At 74.5% G+C, this 15,543-nt stretch carries 17 protein-coding genes; 9 read left to right on the plus strand and 8 right to left on the minus strand.

The window, feature by feature from the left end:
- Positions 1 to 11 precede the first annotated feature (11 nt).
- The 3 genes from ACIQVI_RS00450 to ACIQVI_RS00460 all read right to left on the minus strand — a co-directional run bounded on the left by ACIQVI_RS00450 (position 12) and on the right by ACIQVI_RS00460 (position 3,292).
- Positions 12 to 1,073, minus strand: coding sequence for a TIGR04222 domain-containing membrane protein (locus tag ACIQVI_RS00450; protein WP_403589539.1), 1,062 nt, complete (start codon positions 1,071 to 1,073; stop codon positions 12 to 14).
- Between the two features lie 2 nt (positions 1,074 to 1,075).
- Positions 1,076 to 2,494, minus strand: coding sequence for a DUF692 domain-containing protein (locus tag ACIQVI_RS00455; RefSeq protein WP_403589541.1), 1,419 nt, complete (start codon positions 2,492 to 2,494; stop codon positions 1,076 to 1,078).
- A gap of 114 nt (positions 2,495 to 2,608) precedes the next feature.
- The gene (locus ACIQVI_RS00460; protein WP_351972896.1) at positions 2,609 to 3,292 is read right to left on the minus strand and encodes a peptidyl-tRNA hydrolase; all 684 of its coding nucleotides are present in this window, start codon (positions 3,290 to 3,292) and stop codon (positions 2,609 to 2,611) included.
- A gap of 153 nt (positions 3,293 to 3,445) precedes the next feature.
- Between ACIQVI_RS00460 and ACIQVI_RS00465 the strand changes: the two genes are divergently transcribed.
- The 3 genes from ACIQVI_RS00465 to ACIQVI_RS00475 all read left to right on the plus strand — a co-directional run bounded on the left by ACIQVI_RS00465 (position 3,446) and on the right by ACIQVI_RS00475 (position 5,222).
- Positions 3,446 to 4,297, plus strand: a complete 852-nt coding sequence (locus ACIQVI_RS00465) for an ATP-binding cassette domain-containing protein (RefSeq protein ID WP_403589543.1) — start codon at positions 3,446 to 3,448, stop codon at positions 4,295 to 4,297.
- The gene (locus tag ACIQVI_RS00470) at positions 4,294 to 4,944 is read left to right on the plus strand and encodes an ABC transporter (RefSeq protein ID WP_403589545.1); all 651 of its coding nucleotides are present in this window, start codon (positions 4,294 to 4,296) and stop codon (positions 4,942 to 4,944) included. The genes ACIQVI_RS00465 and ACIQVI_RS00470 overlap by 4 nt, the downstream gene beginning before the upstream one ends.
- Before the next feature lie 68 nt (positions 4,945 to 5,012).
- Complete coding sequence (locus ACIQVI_RS00475; protein WP_403589547.1) at positions 5,013 to 5,222, plus strand: hypothetical protein; 210 nt, start codon at positions 5,013 to 5,015, stop codon at positions 5,220 to 5,222.
- Positions 5,223 to 5,226: 4 nt separating this feature from the next.
- Here the strand turns inward: ACIQVI_RS00475 and ACIQVI_RS00480 are convergent, their stop codons facing one another.
- The 5 genes from ACIQVI_RS00480 to zapE all read right to left on the minus strand — a co-directional run bounded on the left by ACIQVI_RS00480 (position 5,227) and on the right by zapE (position 10,269).
- Positions 5,227 to 6,111, minus strand: a complete 885-nt coding sequence (locus ACIQVI_RS00480; RefSeq protein WP_403589549.1) for a polysaccharide deacetylase family protein — start codon at positions 6,109 to 6,111, stop codon at positions 5,227 to 5,229.
- Positions 6,112 to 6,212: 101 nt separating this feature from the next.
- Positions 6,213 to 7,094: a PPK2 family polyphosphate kinase gene (locus tag ACIQVI_RS00485; RefSeq protein WP_403589551.1), complete on the minus strand. Its 882-nt coding sequence runs from the start codon at positions 7,092 to 7,094 to the stop codon at positions 6,213 to 6,215.
- 79 nt (positions 7,095 to 7,173) lie between these two features.
- Entirely contained in the window at positions 7,174 to 8,550 is a 1,377-nt protein-coding gene (locus tag ACIQVI_RS00490; protein ID WP_403589553.1) for an alkaline phosphatase PhoX, read from the minus strand.
- A gap of 169 nt (positions 8,551 to 8,719) precedes the next feature.
- Positions 8,720 to 9,145, minus strand: a complete 426-nt coding sequence (locus ACIQVI_RS00495; RefSeq protein ID WP_351972889.1) for an OsmC family protein — start codon at positions 9,143 to 9,145, stop codon at positions 8,720 to 8,722.
- 38 nt (positions 9,146 to 9,183) lie between these two features.
- Positions 9,184 to 10,269 carry a cell division protein ZapE gene (zapE, locus tag ACIQVI_RS00500; protein ID WP_403589555.1) on the minus strand — a complete coding sequence of 362 codons (1,086 nt, stop codon included), beginning with the start codon at positions 10,267 to 10,269 and terminating at the stop codon, positions 9,184 to 9,186.
- A gap of 36 nt (positions 10,270 to 10,305) precedes the next feature.
- On the opposite strand from zapE, the gene ACIQVI_RS00505 reads away from it, so the two are divergent.
- The 6 genes from ACIQVI_RS00505 (at position 10,306) to ACIQVI_RS00530 (ending at position 15,495) form a co-directional block, all read left to right on the plus strand.
- Positions 10,306 to 11,115 carry a pyrimidine reductase family protein gene (locus ACIQVI_RS00505; RefSeq protein ID WP_403589557.1) on the plus strand — a complete coding sequence of 270 codons (810 nt, stop codon included), beginning with the start codon at positions 10,306 to 10,308 and terminating at the stop codon, positions 11,113 to 11,115.
- A gap of 105 nt (positions 11,116 to 11,220) precedes the next feature.
- A complete protein-coding gene (locus ACIQVI_RS00510; RefSeq protein WP_351972886.1) occupies positions 11,221 to 11,691 on the plus strand; it encodes an indole-3-glycerol phosphate synthase in 471 nt (156 codons plus the stop codon).
- A gap of 161 nt (positions 11,692 to 11,852) precedes the next feature.
- A complete protein-coding gene (gene murC, locus ACIQVI_RS00515; protein WP_351972885.1) occupies positions 11,853 to 13,244 on the plus strand; it encodes a UDP-N-acetylmuramate--L-alanine ligase in 1,392 nt (463 codons plus the stop codon).
- A 23-nt stretch (positions 13,245 to 13,267) separates the two neighbouring features.
- Entirely contained in the window at positions 13,268 to 13,675 is a 408-nt protein-coding gene (gene msrB / locus ACIQVI_RS00520) for a peptide-methionine (R)-S-oxide reductase MsrB (protein ID WP_121831270.1), read from the plus strand.
- Between the two features lie 178 nt (positions 13,676 to 13,853).
- The gene (locus ACIQVI_RS00525) at positions 13,854 to 14,795 is read left to right on the plus strand and encodes an endonuclease/exonuclease/phosphatase family protein (RefSeq protein WP_403589560.1); all 942 of its coding nucleotides are present in this window, start codon (positions 13,854 to 13,856) and stop codon (positions 14,793 to 14,795) included.
- Positions 14,796 to 14,838: 43 nt separating this feature from the next.
- Positions 14,839 to 15,495, plus strand: a complete 657-nt coding sequence (locus ACIQVI_RS00530; RefSeq protein ID WP_403589562.1) for a DUF5701 family protein — start codon at positions 14,839 to 14,841, stop codon at positions 15,493 to 15,495.
- The last annotated feature ends 48 nt before the right edge of the window (positions 15,496 to 15,543 follow it).

Below are 15,543 nucleotides of genomic sequence, written 5' to 3' on the forward strand. Positions count from 1 at the left end.
GGCACGGGCGGTCAGCTGCTGGAACTGGAGCACGAGCTGGAACTGGAGCTGGAACACGAGCTGGAGCTCGACCCCGAGCACGAGCTGCCGCCCCCGCCCCCGCCGCAACCGCCGCCGGAGCCCCCTCCCGAGCACGAGCCGGAGGAGCACGAGCCCGACGAGCAGGAACTCCCGCCGCCTCCGCCTCCGCCCCCTCCGCCGCAGGAGCCGGAGTCCGCGCACCACACGGTGACCACGCCGAGCGCGTCCGCGCCCGAGGAGGAGTGGTGGTGCCCCGACCCCGCGCGCCCCCCGTGCCCTCCACGTCCGCGCGCACCGCGTCCGGACCTCCGCGGCCCGTTGACGCGGGCGGCGGCGAGGAGCTGCTCCCGGAGCACCGGGTCCGGCAGCGCCCGCAGTCCGTGCACGGCCACGAGGTGGCCCGCGTCCGCGAGGTGCCCCCGCTCGCGCCCGTACGCGGCGACCGCGCGCCGCCCGGCCGGGGTGATCCGCCCGGCGGCGACCGCCCCGCAGACGAGGGCCGTGATCCCGACGACGAACAGCACCGGCACCACCTTGATGACGAACGGCACCGAGAAGTCCTCGCTCGTGCCGAAGTCGACGATCGTGAGGAGGACGGAGACCGGGAACAGCAGGAACGCCGTGGCGGCGACCACGGCGCACCACCGGGTCGTGGTGCGCCGCGTCGCCGGGTCCACGAGGAGGCCGCGCTCCGCGAGCCCGTCACCGATCTCCTGCACCGCCGGGTGCCGCATCACGGCGAGCCGCAGGTGGTGCAGGGCCCCGTGCGGGGCGGCGGCGTGCTCCTGGAGGACCGCGCGCTCCACCAGGTCGCGCGCGGTGGGGCGGACGACGGCCACGATGCCGGGCCCGCCGACCGCGATCCGGCCGTCCGCCTGGAGGGCGGCGAGGGCGCTGTCGACGACCCTGGCGGGACCGCCGTTGAGGAAGGCGGCCTCGTACCGGTCGTGCACCGGCCCGCCGGAGCCGCCGCGGGACCGGACGAGCCGGGTGACGAGCACGGCGACGGCGACGGCGCCCGCGAGGTAGTAGAGGGGTACCAGGACGTCCATGGTCATCTCCGTACGAGCGCGTGGCGGGCGGCGCGGACGAGCCGTGCGGCGGGGCCGGGCGGGCGGTGGCCGGAGCGCTCCTGCCACCACCGGGTGAGTCGGCGGTGCGCGACCGGGTCCTCCGGCCGCCCGGCGATCAGCAGGTGCTCGGCGAAGTCGAGCGCGTCCCGGCGGTAACCGCCGCTCATGGGACGGGACCTGGCGTACGCGAGGAACGCGGGCCGGAACTCCCGGCCCAGGATCCCGGGCAGCTCCGGCGCGACCTTGGCGACCACCCCGGCCCGCTTGGCCGCGAGCGCCCGGCTCTGCACCCCGAGCCGCCGGCTGTCGAACCCCTCGGGCACGGGCGTCCCGGCGACGAGCGCCGACAGCAGCGAGGCCTGCGCGAGTCCGAGCCGCTGCCGCGCCCCCTCGTCCCGTACGGGGACGGGCGCGGGCGCGACATTCTCCTCCGGCACCGCCGGGGGAGCCTCCGGGACGGGGCCGGGCATCGGCCCGCCGGAGACGCGGGCCCCGGCGCCGATGAGCAGCGCACGCTCGGCGGGCCGCTTCCCCGCGTCCGCACGCGCGGACGCGCCCGCGTCGCGGCGGGCGGACGCGGCCCCGGACACCGTCGCCCGGATCACGGTCAGTTCCTCCGCCAGCTCCTCCGCCGGAGGGAAGTCGTCGTCCCGCTCCAGGAGCACCCCGGGCGGCGAGACCCGGGACGCGAGGTCGGCGAGGACGTCCAGGACCGGGCGCGGCACCGGGTGGGCGTGCGTGTCGTGCCAGACGCCGTCCCGCTCGACGCCGCCCGCCACGTGCACGTACGCGATGGCCTCGACGGGCAGTTCGGCGAGGGCCCGTGCCGGGTCCTCGCCGCGGTTGACGTGGTTGGTGTGCAGGTTGGCGACGTCGATGAGGAGCCGCACCCCCGTGCGCTCCACCAGCTCCGCGAGGAACCGCCCCTCCGACATCTCCTCGCCCGGCCAGGCGATCAGGGCGGCGATGTTCTCCAGGGCGAGCGGCACGGGCAGCGCGTCCTGCGCGATGCGCACGTTCTCGCAGAGCACGTCGAGGGCGTCCCGGGTGCGGGGCACGGGCAGCAGGTGGCCCGCTTCCAGCGCCGGGGACGCCGTGAGCGCCCCTCCGGCCCGTACGAACGCGATGTGCTCCGTGACCAGCGGCGCCCCCAGCGCCACCGCCTTCTCGCCGAGCGCCGCGAGGCGCCCCGGGTCCGGCCGGTCCGCGCCGCCGAGGCCGAGCGAGACCCCGTGCGGGACGACCGTGACGCCGCGCCGCCGCAGCCTGGTCAGGGAGTCGGGCAGATGGTCCGCGCAGATGTTCTCCGCGACGACCTCCACCCAGTCGACTCCGGCCAGTCCCTCCACCGCCTCCGCGATCTCGGGACGCCAGCCGATGCCGATGCCGAGTTCCGTCATGTCCCCCTCCTTCGGTCCTCAGTTGTCCACGTGATGGCCCACGCGGAAACGTTCGAACCCCGGGAGGGGGACGTTCAGAGCTTCATTTGAGGTTTCGGGGCCCCGGCGGTGTCCTCAGCCGGTCCGGGGGAACGCCGACACCACCGTGGCCGAGCCCGGGGCGATCTCCGTGAAGCCCGCGTCGCGGACGACCGGGAGGCCGCTCGTCGTGAGGGCGGGCCAGTCCGCGGCCGGGGCGGTGCGCACGGCGAGGGGGAAGCCCGCCTCGCGCCAGGCCTTGCGCCCGTCCTCCGGCATGGCCCACCAGAGGAGCTGGGCGCCGTGCCCCGCCTGGGCCATCGACTTCCCGGCCGACATGTCCAGGTCCGGGTTGAACCACAGCACCGCCGCCCCCTCCGGCACCGGGCCGGGGGCGGCCGGGTCGTCGAGGTCGGTGCCCGAGACCTGGAGGCGGGCCAGGTCCTTGGGCCAGCCGTCGAGCGGGACCGGCGGGAAGACCCGCACCTCCGCCTCCGCGCCGGTGACCGTGAGGCCGGGGAGCGCGCACGCCCGCCGCCACTCGGCGCCGCGCGCCCGGCGCACCACCTTGCGGATCCGGGCGTCCTGCCAGTCGGTCATGGCCCGCGCCCACGCGCCCTCGCCGGTGGAACGCCCGTCGGTCAGGATCTCCAGGACGGCCCGCGCCGCGGTCTCCAGGGCGTCGGTGCGGGCCGGGGGCGCGTCGCGCTCGATCCGTACCACCAGGGGGAGGACGAACTGCGGCTTCTCGTCGCGGACATCGGTCTCTTCGCTGCTCACCCGGCAAGTCTGCCACCGCCGCCACGGGCGCCGTGACGAGGGATTCTTGTGGGAATCGTCCCTTCCGCGCCAGGATGCGGCCATGAAGAGCGATCTTTCCGCCGGGGCGCGCCCCGGCTCCCCGGTGGCGGTCTCGCGGAAGGGCGCGGCCGGTTGAGGCTGGAGGGGGTCGGGCGCCGGCACGGTCCCCGGGGGCCGTGGGTGCTGCGCGGGGTCGACCTCGACCTGCCCGCCGCCCTGGTCCGGGTCACCGGCACCAACGGCACCGGGAAGTCCACGCTGCTCCGGCTGCTCGCCGGCATCGACGCGCCCACCGAGGGGCGCGTCACCGGACGGCCCGCCCGCACCGCGTACGTCCCCGAGCGCTTCCCCGTCGCGCTGCCGTTCACGGCCCTCGGCTATCTGGTCCACCTCGGCCGCGTCCAGGGCCTCGGCCGGGCGGCCGCCCGGGTTCGGGCGGGGGAGTGGCTGGAGCGCTTCGGGGCCGGCGGGCACGCCCGTACCGGGCTCGCGGAGCTCTCCAAGGGCACGAGCCAGAAGGTCGCCGTCGCCCAGGCGCTGCTGGCCGACCCCGCCCTCCTCGTCCTCGACGAGGCCTGGACCGGGCTCGACGCCGGGGCCCGCGCGGAACTCGACGCCGCCGTCCGCGCACGCGTCGCGGCGGGCGCGACGGTCGTCTTCGTCGACCACGACCCGCGCCGGCTGCGGGGCGAGGCGGGCGCGGTGTACGGGGTGGAGGCGGGGCGGGTGCGGCCCGCGCGGGAGCCCGCGGCGGAGCCCCCGGAGGCCCCCGTGCGGATCACCGTCTCCGGCGGGGCCGCGCTCCCCGGGCGGCTGCCGGGGGAACCGGCCGTGGCGCCCGGCCCCGACGGCACCACCGTCCTCACGGTGGGCGCGGCGCACTCCGACGCCCTGCTCGGGGCGCTCCTCGCGGCCTCCTGGCACGTCCACCGGCTCGGTACGGCGAGGGCCGACGTCACGGAGGAAGGGGGCGTACGGACATGACGGCGCTGCTGCGCTACCAGTCGGGCCTCCTCTTCCGCTCGCAGCGGTGGCTCGCGCCGCTCCTCCTGTACGCGGTGTCCATCGGCGCCGGCGTGCAGGCGGCCGAGCCCGTGCTCGACGCGCTCGGGTTCACCGCGGCCGCCCTGCTGCCGGTGACGGCCTGGACGGTGCGGATCTGCCTCACCCAGGAGCCGTCCGCCGCGCGGAACGTGGTGGCGGCCGCCGCCGGCCGGGACCGCGCGCACCTCGCGGCGTTCCTCGCCGGGACCGCCTGGCCGCTGCTGTCCGGCACGGCCGCCGTCCTCCTGGTGACGCTCATGAGCGACCGGCGCGGGATCCCGGTCCCCGTCGCGGCCGGCACCGGGCTCCTCGCGGCGCTGGCCTGCGGCCTCACGGGCGCCGCCGTGGGCGCGCTGGCCTCCCGCCCCTTCCTGAAGGGCTCCGGCTGGTCCCTCTCGGCGCTGCTCCTCGGCTCCCTGCTCGCCTTCGTGGTCACCGGCTCCCCGGCGAAGCACGCCATGACGGTCCTGACCGCCGGGGCCCGCGCGGGGACCGCCGACCCGCCCTGGCTCGCCTGCGCGGGCGCCCTGCTCCTCGCGGCGACGGCGGCGCTCCTCGCCTGCCGCGCCACGGCCCGGCTGGAGTGAGCGGGCCGCCCCGGCGCCCGTCCGGAACGAGCCCGCCCCGGACGGGCGCCGGGAGTACGCTCGGACGCATGACCGAGTCCACGCCCGCCTCCGCGCCCGCGTCCGCGTCGTACTGCGCCCCCGAGCCCGGTCCGCAGCACGAACCGGCGTCCGAGGGCCCCTTCGCCGCCTGCGTGCTGTGCCGGGAGCCGACCGAGTACCCGGAGTCGGCCAAGGGGATCACGCTCTGCCCGGTGTGCGAGTGGCAGGAGGCCCAGCGCACGGCCTGCTCGGGCTGATCCCTCAGCCGCGCATCAGGTCGGAGACCTTCACGAAGCGGTAGCCGCGGGCCCGCAGCTCCGGGACGATCCGGCGGATCGCCCGCTCGGTGACGGGCGCGGCGCTGCGCGTGCAGTGCATGACCACGAGCGAACCGGGCTTCACGCCGTCGAGCACCTGCTCGGCGACGGCGTCCGGGTCCTTCGCGAAGGCGTCCCCGCCGACCACGTCCCACTGGACCGCCGTCACCCCGGCGGGGCCGAGGGCGCGCAGGGCCGCGTCGTCGTAGCAGCCGCCGGGGAAGCGGAAGTACGGGACGACGTTGAGGGCCCCGGCGTCGCGGAAGGCGTCGAAGGCGCGCCGCACGTCCGCCGCCATGTCGGGCCCGGCGACGGTGGGCAGGCCGTAGCAGGGGGACGCGAAGGCGTAGTGGCTGTACGAGTGGTTGGCGATCTCGAAGAGCGGGTCGCCGCCGATGGACCTGGCCTGCTCCGGGTACTCCTCCGCCCAGCGGCCCGTCATGAAGACGGTCGCGTCCACCTTCAGGCGGCGCAGGGTCGCGATCAGCTCCGGGTTGTCGAAGCGCTCGCCGCGCGCGGCCCGGGGCCCCTGATCGGCCGTCATGTCGGCGTCGAAGGTGAGCGCCACGACCTTCTCGGCGCTCTTCGGCGAGCTCGCGACCCGGCGCGTGTAGACGGGGGCGAGTCCGCCGGGCCCGGGCGCCATGGTGGGCGCGGCGGCGGGCTCGGCGCCCGGCTTGGGGCGGGCGGCGGTCGCGCTCGCGCGTGGCGAGGGGGTGTCGACGGCCGCCGGAGCGTGCGGGGCCTCGGGGGCGGCGCCTTCGCCGCAGCCGACGAGGACGGCGCCCAGCAGGCCGAGAGCCGCCACTTTTCGTACAGGAATATTCACGATCGGAAGTTATCCGATCAAAGTTATTAATGCTCGCGACCCGGCAGGGCCGGCGCCCGAGTCCACGCGACGGGCCGCGGCGTGCCCCCGGACGGCGCCGCTCAGGACGCCAACAGCCGCTTCCGGCTCTCCTCCACGTCGAAGTCCCCCGGCGGGTACTTCGGGTCCAGCGCCTCCAGGTGTTCGAGCAGGAGCTTGCTGATCGCCCAGTTCCGGTACCACTTGCGGTCCGCCGGGACGACGTACCAGGGGGCCGCGTCCGTGCCGCAGCGCTCCAGGGCCAGCGCATAGGCCTTCCGGTAGTCCGGCCACAGGGCGCGTTCCTCGGTGTCCCCGGTGTTGAACTTCCAGTGCTTGTCGGGGTCGTCGAGGCGTTCGAGGAGCCGGCCGCGCTGCTCCTCGTACGAGAGGTGCAGGAAGACCTTGACCACCGTCACCCCGTCGTCCGCGAGGGACTTCTCGAAGTGGTTGATCTGCCGGTAGCGGCGCTTGATCTCGGAGCGGGAGACCAGGTCGTGGACGCGGGGGACGAGGACGTCCTCGTAGTGCGAGCGGTCGAAGATGCCGATCTCGCCCGGCAGGGGGAGCGCCTTCTCGATCCGCCAGAGGAAGGGGTGCTCCTTCTCCTCCGGCGTCGGGGCCTTGAAGGCGCGCACCCGGCAGCCCGAGGGGTTGAGGAAGCCGATCACGTGCTTGACCGTGCCGCCCTTGCCGCTGGTGTCCATGCCCTGGAGGACCAGGAGCAGCCTGCGCCGGTCCCCGGCGGTGCTCGACGCGTACAGGCGCTCCTGGAGCCCGGCGAGGCGCGGCCCCAGGGCGGCGGTGGCGGCCACCCCGGCCGCCTTGTCGGCGGGGCCCGCCGGGATGCCCCGGGCGTCGTACGACGCGAGGTCGACCGGCTCGCCCACGGGCACCCGCAGCACGTCGCGCAGGACCGGCTCCCGCTCCTCCCGCCGCTTCTTCCCGCCGCTCTTCTTCGGCATCTCGCGCTCCTTCCGCAGTCCCGCCCGCCTTCCCCCGATCCTCCACCGCAACCGGGCCGCCCGCGACCGCCGGGGCGGGTCAGCGCCGCCAGGGGCCCGTCACCGCGAACGTCGTCCCGGGCGTGTAGCAGTTGACGTACATCGTGCTCCGGTCCGGGGAGAAGGTGACCCCCGCGAACTCGCCCCACTCGGGCTCCTCCGGGGTCCCGATGTTCTGCCGCCCCCGGGCCACCGGGTAGACCTCGCCCCGCTCGCTCACCCCGAAGACGTGCTGCGCGCCGCCGCCGTCCTCGCTGACCATCAGGCCCCCGGTCGGCGCCAGACAGATGTTGTCCGGCGATTCGCCCGGCAGCCGGACGTCGGTGCTCGGGCCGAAGACCACGACGAGGGTGAGCCGGCGCCGGTGCGGCTCGTACTTCCACACCTGGCCGAAGTGGGTGGCCGCCGAGCCGTCCCCGGCCCGCGCGAACGAGGACACGAAGTAGACGGCCCGCCCGCCCCAGTAGCAGCCCTCCAGCTTCTGCGCGTGCGTGATGCCCTTCGGCCCGAAGTCCTGGAACCTGACGGGCGTTCCGGCCGCGAGCGGATCCGGTACGGGGACCCACTCGACGCCCTCGAAGCGGGCGCCGGTCTCCTGGATCGCGGAGAGGTCGGGGACGTCCGGCACCCGCATCGCCTCCAGGGCGCCGCCCGCGCGCAGCGAGCCCGTGCCGCCGAGCGGCTTGCGGGGGAGGAAGCGGTAGAAGAGCCCGAAGGGGCGGTCGAAGGCGTCCTCCGTCTCGTACACGATGCCGCTGTGCGGGTCGACGGCGATGGCCTCGTGCTGGAAGCGGCCCAGGGCGGTGAGCGGGACGGCCCCGGTGCGGCGCGGGTCGGCGCCGTCGACCTCGAAGACGAAGCCGTGGTCCTTGGCGTAGCCGTTCGTACCGGCCTTGTCCTCGGTCTCCTCGCAGGTCAGCCAGGTGTTCCAGGGCGTGGGCCCGCCGGCGCAGTTGACGGCCGTGCCCGCGACGGCGACCCGCTCGCCGAGGACGCGGTTCCGCCCGTCGAGTTCGAGGACCGTGCAGCCGCCCTTGGCCGCCGGGTCGTACGTGAGGCCGGGGACGGTCGGGACGCCGATCTCCCCGGTGGCCCTGTTCTCGTGGTTGCGGACCAGGTGCACCCGGCCCCGGTGGCCGGGGAAGGCGCCCATCCCGTCGTGGTTGCTCGGGACGGGGCCTTCGCCGGAGCGCAGGGGGTCGCCCTGCCGCGAGAGCACCTCGTAGCGGAAGCCGGCCGGCAGGTCGAGGAGACCGGCGGGGTCGGGCACGAGGGGGCCGTAGCCGCCCCGGGGCGGCGGGCCGCCGGGGCCGGCCGAGGCGCTTCCGGCGAAGAGTTCGGAGAGGGCGCCGGTGAAGGCGATCCCGGCGACGGACGCGCCGGTGCGGGACAGGATCTGACGTCGTGTTGCGGACATGAGGCAACGCTCCCTGCTGGCGGACAGGTGGTGACGCTCCGTCGTGTCACGTGTTGCCTGTGTGACGTGCGACCCGCACGTGTGTATCACGCACTCCGGTGGCGCGTGAACCATGCGGGCCGCAACTGCCCCGTGTGGCGCGGTTCCTGACCGGGGGTCAGGAGGGGGATCAGGCCAGCTCGGCGGTGAGCGTGATGGTCGTGCCCGACAGCGCCTGGCTGACCGGGCAGTTCTTCTTCGCGTCCTCCGCCGCCGACTGGAAGCCCGCCGCGTCCAGGCCGGGGACCTCGCCGCGCACGGTCAGGTGGATGCCGGTGATGCCCTCGCCCGGCTGGAAGGTGACGTCCGCCTTGGTCTCCAGCCGGGTGGGCGGGTTGCCCGCGCCGGCCAGGCCGTGGGAGAGCGCCATCGAGAAGCAGGAGGAGTGCGCGGCGGCGATCAGCTCCTCGGGGCTGGTCTTGCCGTTCGGCTGCTCCGACCGGGCGGGCCAGGAGACGTCGAACCGTCCGACGCCGGAGGAGTCGAGGGAGACGACGCCGGAACCCTGGATGAGGTTGCCCTCCCAGACGGTGTGGGCGTGACGCACGGTGGCCATGGTGGATCCCTTTCGATCGATCGGGTACGGCCCCCAAGCTACTGCGCGACGAGCCCCTTCGCGTCGCGGGCGAGCGCGGTGAGCCGCGAGATCGCCCGGAAGTACTTCTTGCGGTACCCGCCGTTCAGCATCTCCTCGCTGAACAGGCGGTCGAAGGGCAGGCCGGAGGCGAGCACCGGTATCTCGCGGTCGTACAGCCGGTCGGCCAGGACGACCAGCCGCAGCGCGGTCGACTGGTCGGGCACGGGCCGCACGTCGGTGAGGCAGACGGCGGTGAGGTCGTCGGTCAGGGCGCCGTACCGGCTCGGGTGGACCCTGGCCAGGTGTTCGAGCAGGTGCGGGAAGTCGTCCAGGGAGGCGCCCGGCGTGGCGTACGCGGTCTCCGTGACGGCCTGGTCGGAGTACGGCGCGGGGGCCTCGGGCAGGCCCCGGTGGCGGTAGTCCTCGCCGTCGATCCGCAGCGGCCGGAAGTGGGCGGAGAGGCCCTGGATCTCGCGCAGGAAGTCGGCGGCGGCGAAGCGGCCCTCGCCGAGCTTGCCCGGGAGCGTGTTGGAGGTGGCGGCGAGCGCCACGCCCGCCTCGACCAGCTTGCCGAGCAGGCTGGAGACGAGCACGGTGTCGCCCGGGTCGTCCAGCTCGAACTCGTCGATGCACAGGAGCCGGTGCCCGCTCAGGGTCCTCACCGTCTGCTGGAAGCCGAGCGCGCCGACCAGGTTCGTCAGCTCGACGAAGGTGCCGAACGCCTTCAGGGCGGGCTCGGCGGGGGTCGCGTGCCAGAGCGAGGCGAGCAGGTGGGTCTTGCCGACGCCGTAGCCGCCGTCCAGGTAGACCCCGCGCGGGCCGGTGGGGGCGGCGGGCCTCTTCGCGAACCAGCGGCGCTTCCCGGCGCCGGAGGCGTGCGCTCCGCCCAGCCCCTCGGCGAAGGCGCCCAGGACCTCGACGGCCTGGATCTGGCTGGGCTGGTTCGGGTCGGGGATGTACGTGTCGAAGCGCACGGAGTCGAAGCGCGGGGGCGGCACCATCTCCGCCACGAGGCGCTCGGCGGGGACGTGGGGCTCTCGGGAGCAGAGCGAGAGCGGGGCCGCTGCGGAGGAGACGGCTTCGGTGAGGGCACGGGTCGACACAGTTCCCCACTGTAAGCGCCGTGTCAGACTGCCAGAATGCGACGCCTGTTCCCTGTGACGGACATGACAGCCGAATCGGCCGGGCCGGCCGCGCCCGCCGCACCCGCTCGCGGGACCGGGCCGGGGGGCGGCGAGTGGTCCCTCGACGCGCTCGCCGACGCCTACGCCTATCCGGAGGGCGACGGGTCCTGGCTGCGGGCCAACATGGTCTCCTCGCTCGACGGCGCCGGCCAGCACGGGGGCCGCTCCCAGCCGCTCTCCTCCGAGACCGACATGAGGATCTTCGGCACCCTGCGGGGGCTCGCCGACGTGATCGTGGTGGGTGCGGAAACGGTACGCCTGGAGGGGTACCGCCCCGCCCGGGCCCGGGAGGCCTTCGCCGCCCGCCGGGCCGCCGCCGGACAGGGCCCGGCCCCGGTGATCGCCGTGGTCAGCGCCTCGCTCGACCTGGACTTCTCGCTTCCGCTCTTCACGGAGCCGCTGGTGCCGACCCTGGTCCTCACCGGGACCGGGGCGCCCCCGGAGCGGGTCGGGGCGGCCCGGAAGGCGGGGGCCGAGGTGCTGTTCGCGGGCGACGGGCCCCGGGTGGACCCCGCCCGCGCCCTGGCGGCGCTGGCGGAGCGCGGTCTGCGCCGCCAGCTCACCGAGGGCGGGCCCCGGCTGCTCGGCCAGTTCGTGGCGGCGGAGGTCCTCGACGAGCTGTGCCTGACGATCTCGCCCACGATGACGGCGGGCGACGCCCAGCGGATCGCCGGAGGCCCCCCGGTGGCCGTCCCGACACGCTTCCAGGTGGCTTCCGTCCTGGAGCGGGACGGCTTCCTCTTCACCCGCTACCTTCGGATCTGACAATCGCGGAATTCATCGTTCCGCTTACCGTCCGCTGGGCACACTTACTGTCGCAGACCCCGTGCGAACACGGGGAAGGATGGTTTCCGCAGAAGGGCTCCCGAAGTGTTCACAAGCGTTCTGATGATCGAGAAGCCCCTGACGTCCGTCGACGTGGAATTCGTCACCACGCTGCACGGCGACGAGGGCGCGTCCTTCATCGTTCTGATGCAGCCGCGCGGTGACCAGGCCGATGTACTGCTGCGCGCCATCGACGACGTGGCCATGGGCGAACTGAAGGAAGCGGCCCGCGAGGGGGAGGAGCCGGAGGGCAGGGAGGCCAGGCCCCCCGCCGAGCAGGCCCTGGAGCACTCGCTCCGGGCGCTGAGAGACGCCGGCTGCGAGGCGGTCGGCCAGGTCGTCGAGGACCACCCGCTCGACCGGATGAAGGCGGTCGTCGACGAGGCGGAGGCGGACGAGGTGATCGTCCTCACCGCACCGCACTACGTGGAGGAGTTCTTCCACCGCGACTGGGCCTCCCGGGCCCGCCACAAGGTCGGCGTCCCCGTCCTGAAGCTCTTCGCGCACAGCGAGTGACCGCACGGTGACGGCCGGGCCCGCGCTCCGTGCAGGGGGCGCGGGCCCGACCTGCTTCGTTGCGCCTCGCCGGGCACGCATGAGATGAGCCACTAGGCTGGGGCTTACACCCAAAGAAGCACCCAACAACACCCAACGACGTACCCCTGGGAGAGATCCGCATGGCACCCGCCATTCCCGCCGCCATGGAACGGCCGCACTTCATCGGCATCGGCGGTGCCGGGATGTCGGGCATCGCGAAGATCCTCGCCCAGCGCGGCGCCAAGGTCGCGGGCAGCGACGCCAAGGAGTCCGCGACCGCCGAGGCCCTGCGCGCCCTCGGCGTCACCGTGCACATCGGCCACGCGACCGAGCACCTGGCCGACGACGCCTCCGCCGTCGTCGTCTCCAGCGCCATCCGCGCCGACAACCCCGAGCTGGCCCGCGCCGCCGAGCTCGGCATCCCCGTCGTGCACCGCTCCGACGCGCTCGCCTCCCTCATGGACGGCCTGCGCGCGATCGCGGTCGCCGGGACGCACGGCAAGACCACGACCACCTCCATGCTGGCCGTCGCCCTCACCCACCTCGGCCTCGACCCCTCGTACGCCATCGGCGGCGACCTGGCGGGCCCCGGCACCAACGCGCTGCACGGCGACGGCGAGGTCTTCGTCGCCGAGGCCGACGAGAGCGACCGCAGCTTCCAGAAGTACGACCCCGAGGTCGCGATCGTCCTCAACGTCGAGCTGGACCACCACGCGAACTACGCCTCCATGGACGAGATCTACGAGTCCTTCGAGGCCTTCACCGCCAAGATCCGCCCCGGCGGCACCCTCGTCGTCGGCGAGCACGCCGGCGCCCGCGAGCTGGCCCGCCGGGTCGCGGACCGCGAGGGCCTGCGGATCGTCACGGTCGGCGAGTCCGAGGACTCCGACGCCCGCATCCTGAAGATCGTCCCGAACGGCATGAAGAGCGAGGTGACCGTCGCCCTCGACGGCACCGAGCACACCTTCACCGTCTCGGTCCCCGGCCGCCACTACGCCCACAACGCCGCCGCCGCGCTCGCCGCCGGCGCCCGCGTCGGCATCGACCCGGCCGAGCTGGCGCAGGCCCTCACCGCCTACACCGGCGTCGGCCGCCGCCTCCAGCTCAAGGGCGAGGCGAAGGGCGTGCAGGTCATCGACTCGTACGCGCACCACCCCACCGAGATGACCGCCGACCTGGAGGCCATGCGGGGCGCCGCCGGGGACTCCCGCCTCCTCGTCGTCTTCCAGCCGCACCTCTTCTCCCGCACCCAGGAGCTGGGGAAGGAGATGGGGGACGCGCTGGCCCTCGCGGACGCCTCCGTCGTCCTCGACATCTACCCGGCCCGCGAGGACCCGATCCCGGGCGTCACCAGCGAGCTGATCGTCGAGGCCGCCCGCAGGGCCGGCGCCGACGTGACGCCCGTCCACAACAAGGGCGCCGTGCCGGAGATCGTGGAGGGAATGGCCGGCCCCGGCGATCTCGTTCTCACCATGGGAGCGGGCGACGTCACGGACCTCGGCCCGCGCATCCTGGACCACCTGTCGAAGTAGCGCGAAGCAGAGGGAGCGAGCCCATGGCGTACGACGTCGAGAAGCCGGACGAGCAGTGGCGTGCGGAGCTGACCCCGGCGGAGTACCAGGTGCTGCGCCAGGCGGGCACCGAGCCCGCCTTCCGCGGTGAGTACACCGACACCACCACCCGGGGCGTCTACTCCTGCCGGGCGTGCGGCGCGGAGCTGTTCACCTCGAACGAGAAGTTCTCCTCGCACTGCGGCTGGCCGTCCTTCTACGACCCGAAGGACTCCGACGCGGTCGAACTGATCGAGGACCGCTCCCACGGCATGGTCCGCACCGAGGTCCGCTGCTCCCGCTGCGGCTCCCACCTGGGCCACGTCTTCGCGGGCGAGGGCTACCCGACCCCGACGGACCAGCGGTACTGCATCAACTCGATCTCCCTGCGGCTGGAGCCCCGCGAGGGCTGAGCCGCCGCCGGTGGCGCGCGGGCTTCCGCCGAGGACGTGACATATCCCCGGCCCGGTGATCGTTTCGACCGTATGATCGAACGCGATCACCGGGGTCACGGGGGAGCGAGGGCCGGACGGGCGTCGAGATCGACGCCGCCGCGCGCCCCCCGGAGCCGGTCCAAGGGGGAGCAGCGACATGCGCAGATCAGGGGCCGCCGCGGCCGGGGTCGTCCTGATGGTCCTCGGTATCGGCCCGAGCGGCAGCGTGGCCGCCGTTCCGCCGCCACCGGCGGGCACGAACCTCCAGGTGCTCAGCTGGAACGTGTGCGACGTCGTCCGCTGGGGCGGCTGCACGGAGCGCCGGACGGCCGAGAAGGTCGCCCTGCTCAAGCGGCAGGTCACCGAGAAGTACGTGCAGGCCATGCTGCTCCAGGAGGTCTGCCAGAGCACGCTGAAGGAACTGCTCGGACAGCTCGGCCCCGCCTGGAGCGCCCACTTCACCCCGTACCACTGGTCGCAGAAGGGCGTCCTGACGGTCAGTCCGTGCGCGACCGAGCCGGGCACCAGCCGGCCCGCGGACCCGGACGACGACGTCGGCACCGCCATCGTGGTCAAGGCGGGTCTGGAGGACCCGGTCCAGTACCCGATGATCCGGGCGAGCACCCAGCTGGTCCCGCCGTTCCAGTGCGCCACCGCCGCCTACTTCGGGGTCCGGCTCTGCAACGCCCACCTCCCGCGCAGCCAGTCCGACGACGACTTCCCCGGCCTCGACTACCGCGACGACCACATGCTCGCCGTGAAGGACGTCGTCGACGACCATCCGCAGGTCGTCTTCGGCGGCGACTTCAACACCCAGCCGCCCGACGCCGGACCGTCCTCCGCCAAGGTCTGGAAGCCCGCCGAGCTGTACTCCACCGGCACGGGACAGCCCGGGTACGCCGAATGCGAGCAGGCCGGCCTGCCGGGCACCACCAAGCCGCGGAACGGACGCCCCACGCACGACAGCAACGTCAAGATCGACTACCTGTTCGGCAGCCTTCCCGGCCGCTGGTGCGAAGTGGAGCCCAAGGCCCCGGCCGGCACGGCCAACCTCTCCGACCACCGGTACCTGATCTACAGCACGGTCGTCGCGCCCTGACCCGGCCCCTCCGTCCCGTTCCCGACCACGAAACGGATTCCACGTGCCCGACACCATTCCGCTTCCGCCCCCGCTGCCGTCCCTCGACGCCCAGGCGGACCGGCTGATCGACCTGGGCGTGCCCGAGCTCGCCGGGCTGAGCGCCGACGAGGTGCGCTCCTTCGCGGCGAAGGCCGACGGCGGTACGGAGGGCTCCCTGCTCGCCGTCCACCCCGGCACCCTGCCCGCCTCGGCGCTCGCCCCGCTGCTGCGCCACGCCGAGCGGCCCGGCTTCGTCGTCACCGACATGCCCGACGTCGACCTCTTCGCCCCGACGGGCGTCGAGCTGCCCGACGGCCCCCTCTACCTCGTCGACGGCGCCGACCGCGGCGACCGCATGTCCAACTGGAGCCCCGACGAGGCCCTTCCCGCCCTCACCGGCGAGGGCCGCACCCCCATGCTCCTCACCGAGGGAATGCACTGGGTGCTCCAGACCCCGGACGTCCTCGTCCGCAACCACTGCTTCATGACCATCGGCTCCCGGCTGCGCAAGGCCAACGGCTCCTGGGACGCCCGCACCCCGGCCATCTGGATCAGCAACGGCACCGGCCGGGACGGCCGCGAGCGGCGCGACGCCCCCAAGATCGGCTGGTGCTGGTGGAACAACCGCCACACCTGGCTCGGCTTCGCCTCCACCACCGGCCGCCGCCCCGGCGCGTAGACCGCACGACCGGGCCGCACCCCGCGCGGAGGCGTCCGGACGCGGCCC

The organism is Streptomyces sp. NPDC098101, assembly GCF_044760185.1.
Lineage (GTDB): Bacteria > Actinomycetota > Actinomycetes > Streptomycetales > Streptomycetaceae > Streptomyces.

Coding starts and splice junctions, on each gene's coding strand:
- ACIQVI_RS00455 (WP_403589541.1), bottom strand. CDS start 2,494: ATGACGGAACTCGGCATCGGCATCGGCTGGCGTCCCGAGATCGCGGAG.
- ACIQVI_RS00475 (WP_403589547.1), top strand. CDS start 5,013: ATGACCGAGTCCACGCCCGCCTCCGCGCCCGCGTCCGCGTCGTACTGC.
- ACIQVI_RS00495 (WP_351972889.1), bottom strand. CDS start 9,145: ATGGCCACCGTGCGTCACGCCCACACCGTCTGGGAGGGCAACCTCATC.
- ACIQVI_RS00525 (WP_403589560.1), top strand. CDS start 13,854: ATGCGCAGATCAGGGGCCGCCGCGGCCGGGGTCGTCCTGATGGTCCTC.
- msrB (WP_121831270.1), top strand. CDS start 13,268: ATGGCGTACGACGTCGAGAAGCCGGACGAGCAGTGGCGTGCGGAGCTG.
- ACIQVI_RS00490 (WP_403589553.1), bottom strand. CDS start 8,550: ATGTCCGCAACACGACGTCAGATCCTGTCCCGCACCGGCGCGTCCGTC.
- ACIQVI_RS00450 (WP_403589539.1), bottom strand. CDS start 1,073: ATGGACGTCCTGGTACCCCTCTACTACCTCGCGGGCGCCGTCGCCGTC.
- ACIQVI_RS00485 (WP_403589551.1), bottom strand. CDS start 7,094: ATGCCGAAGAAGAGCGGCGGGAAGAAGCGGCGGGAGGAGCGGGAGCCG.
- murC (WP_351972885.1), top strand. CDS start 11,853: ATGGCACCCGCCATTCCCGCCGCCATGGAACGGCCGCACTTCATCGGC.
- ACIQVI_RS00470 (WP_403589545.1), top strand. CDS start 4,294: ATGACGGCGCTGCTGCGCTACCAGTCGGGCCTCCTCTTCCGCTCGCAG.
- ACIQVI_RS00505 (WP_403589557.1), top strand. CDS start 10,306: ATGCGACGCCTGTTCCCTGTGACGGACATGACAGCCGAATCGGCCGGG.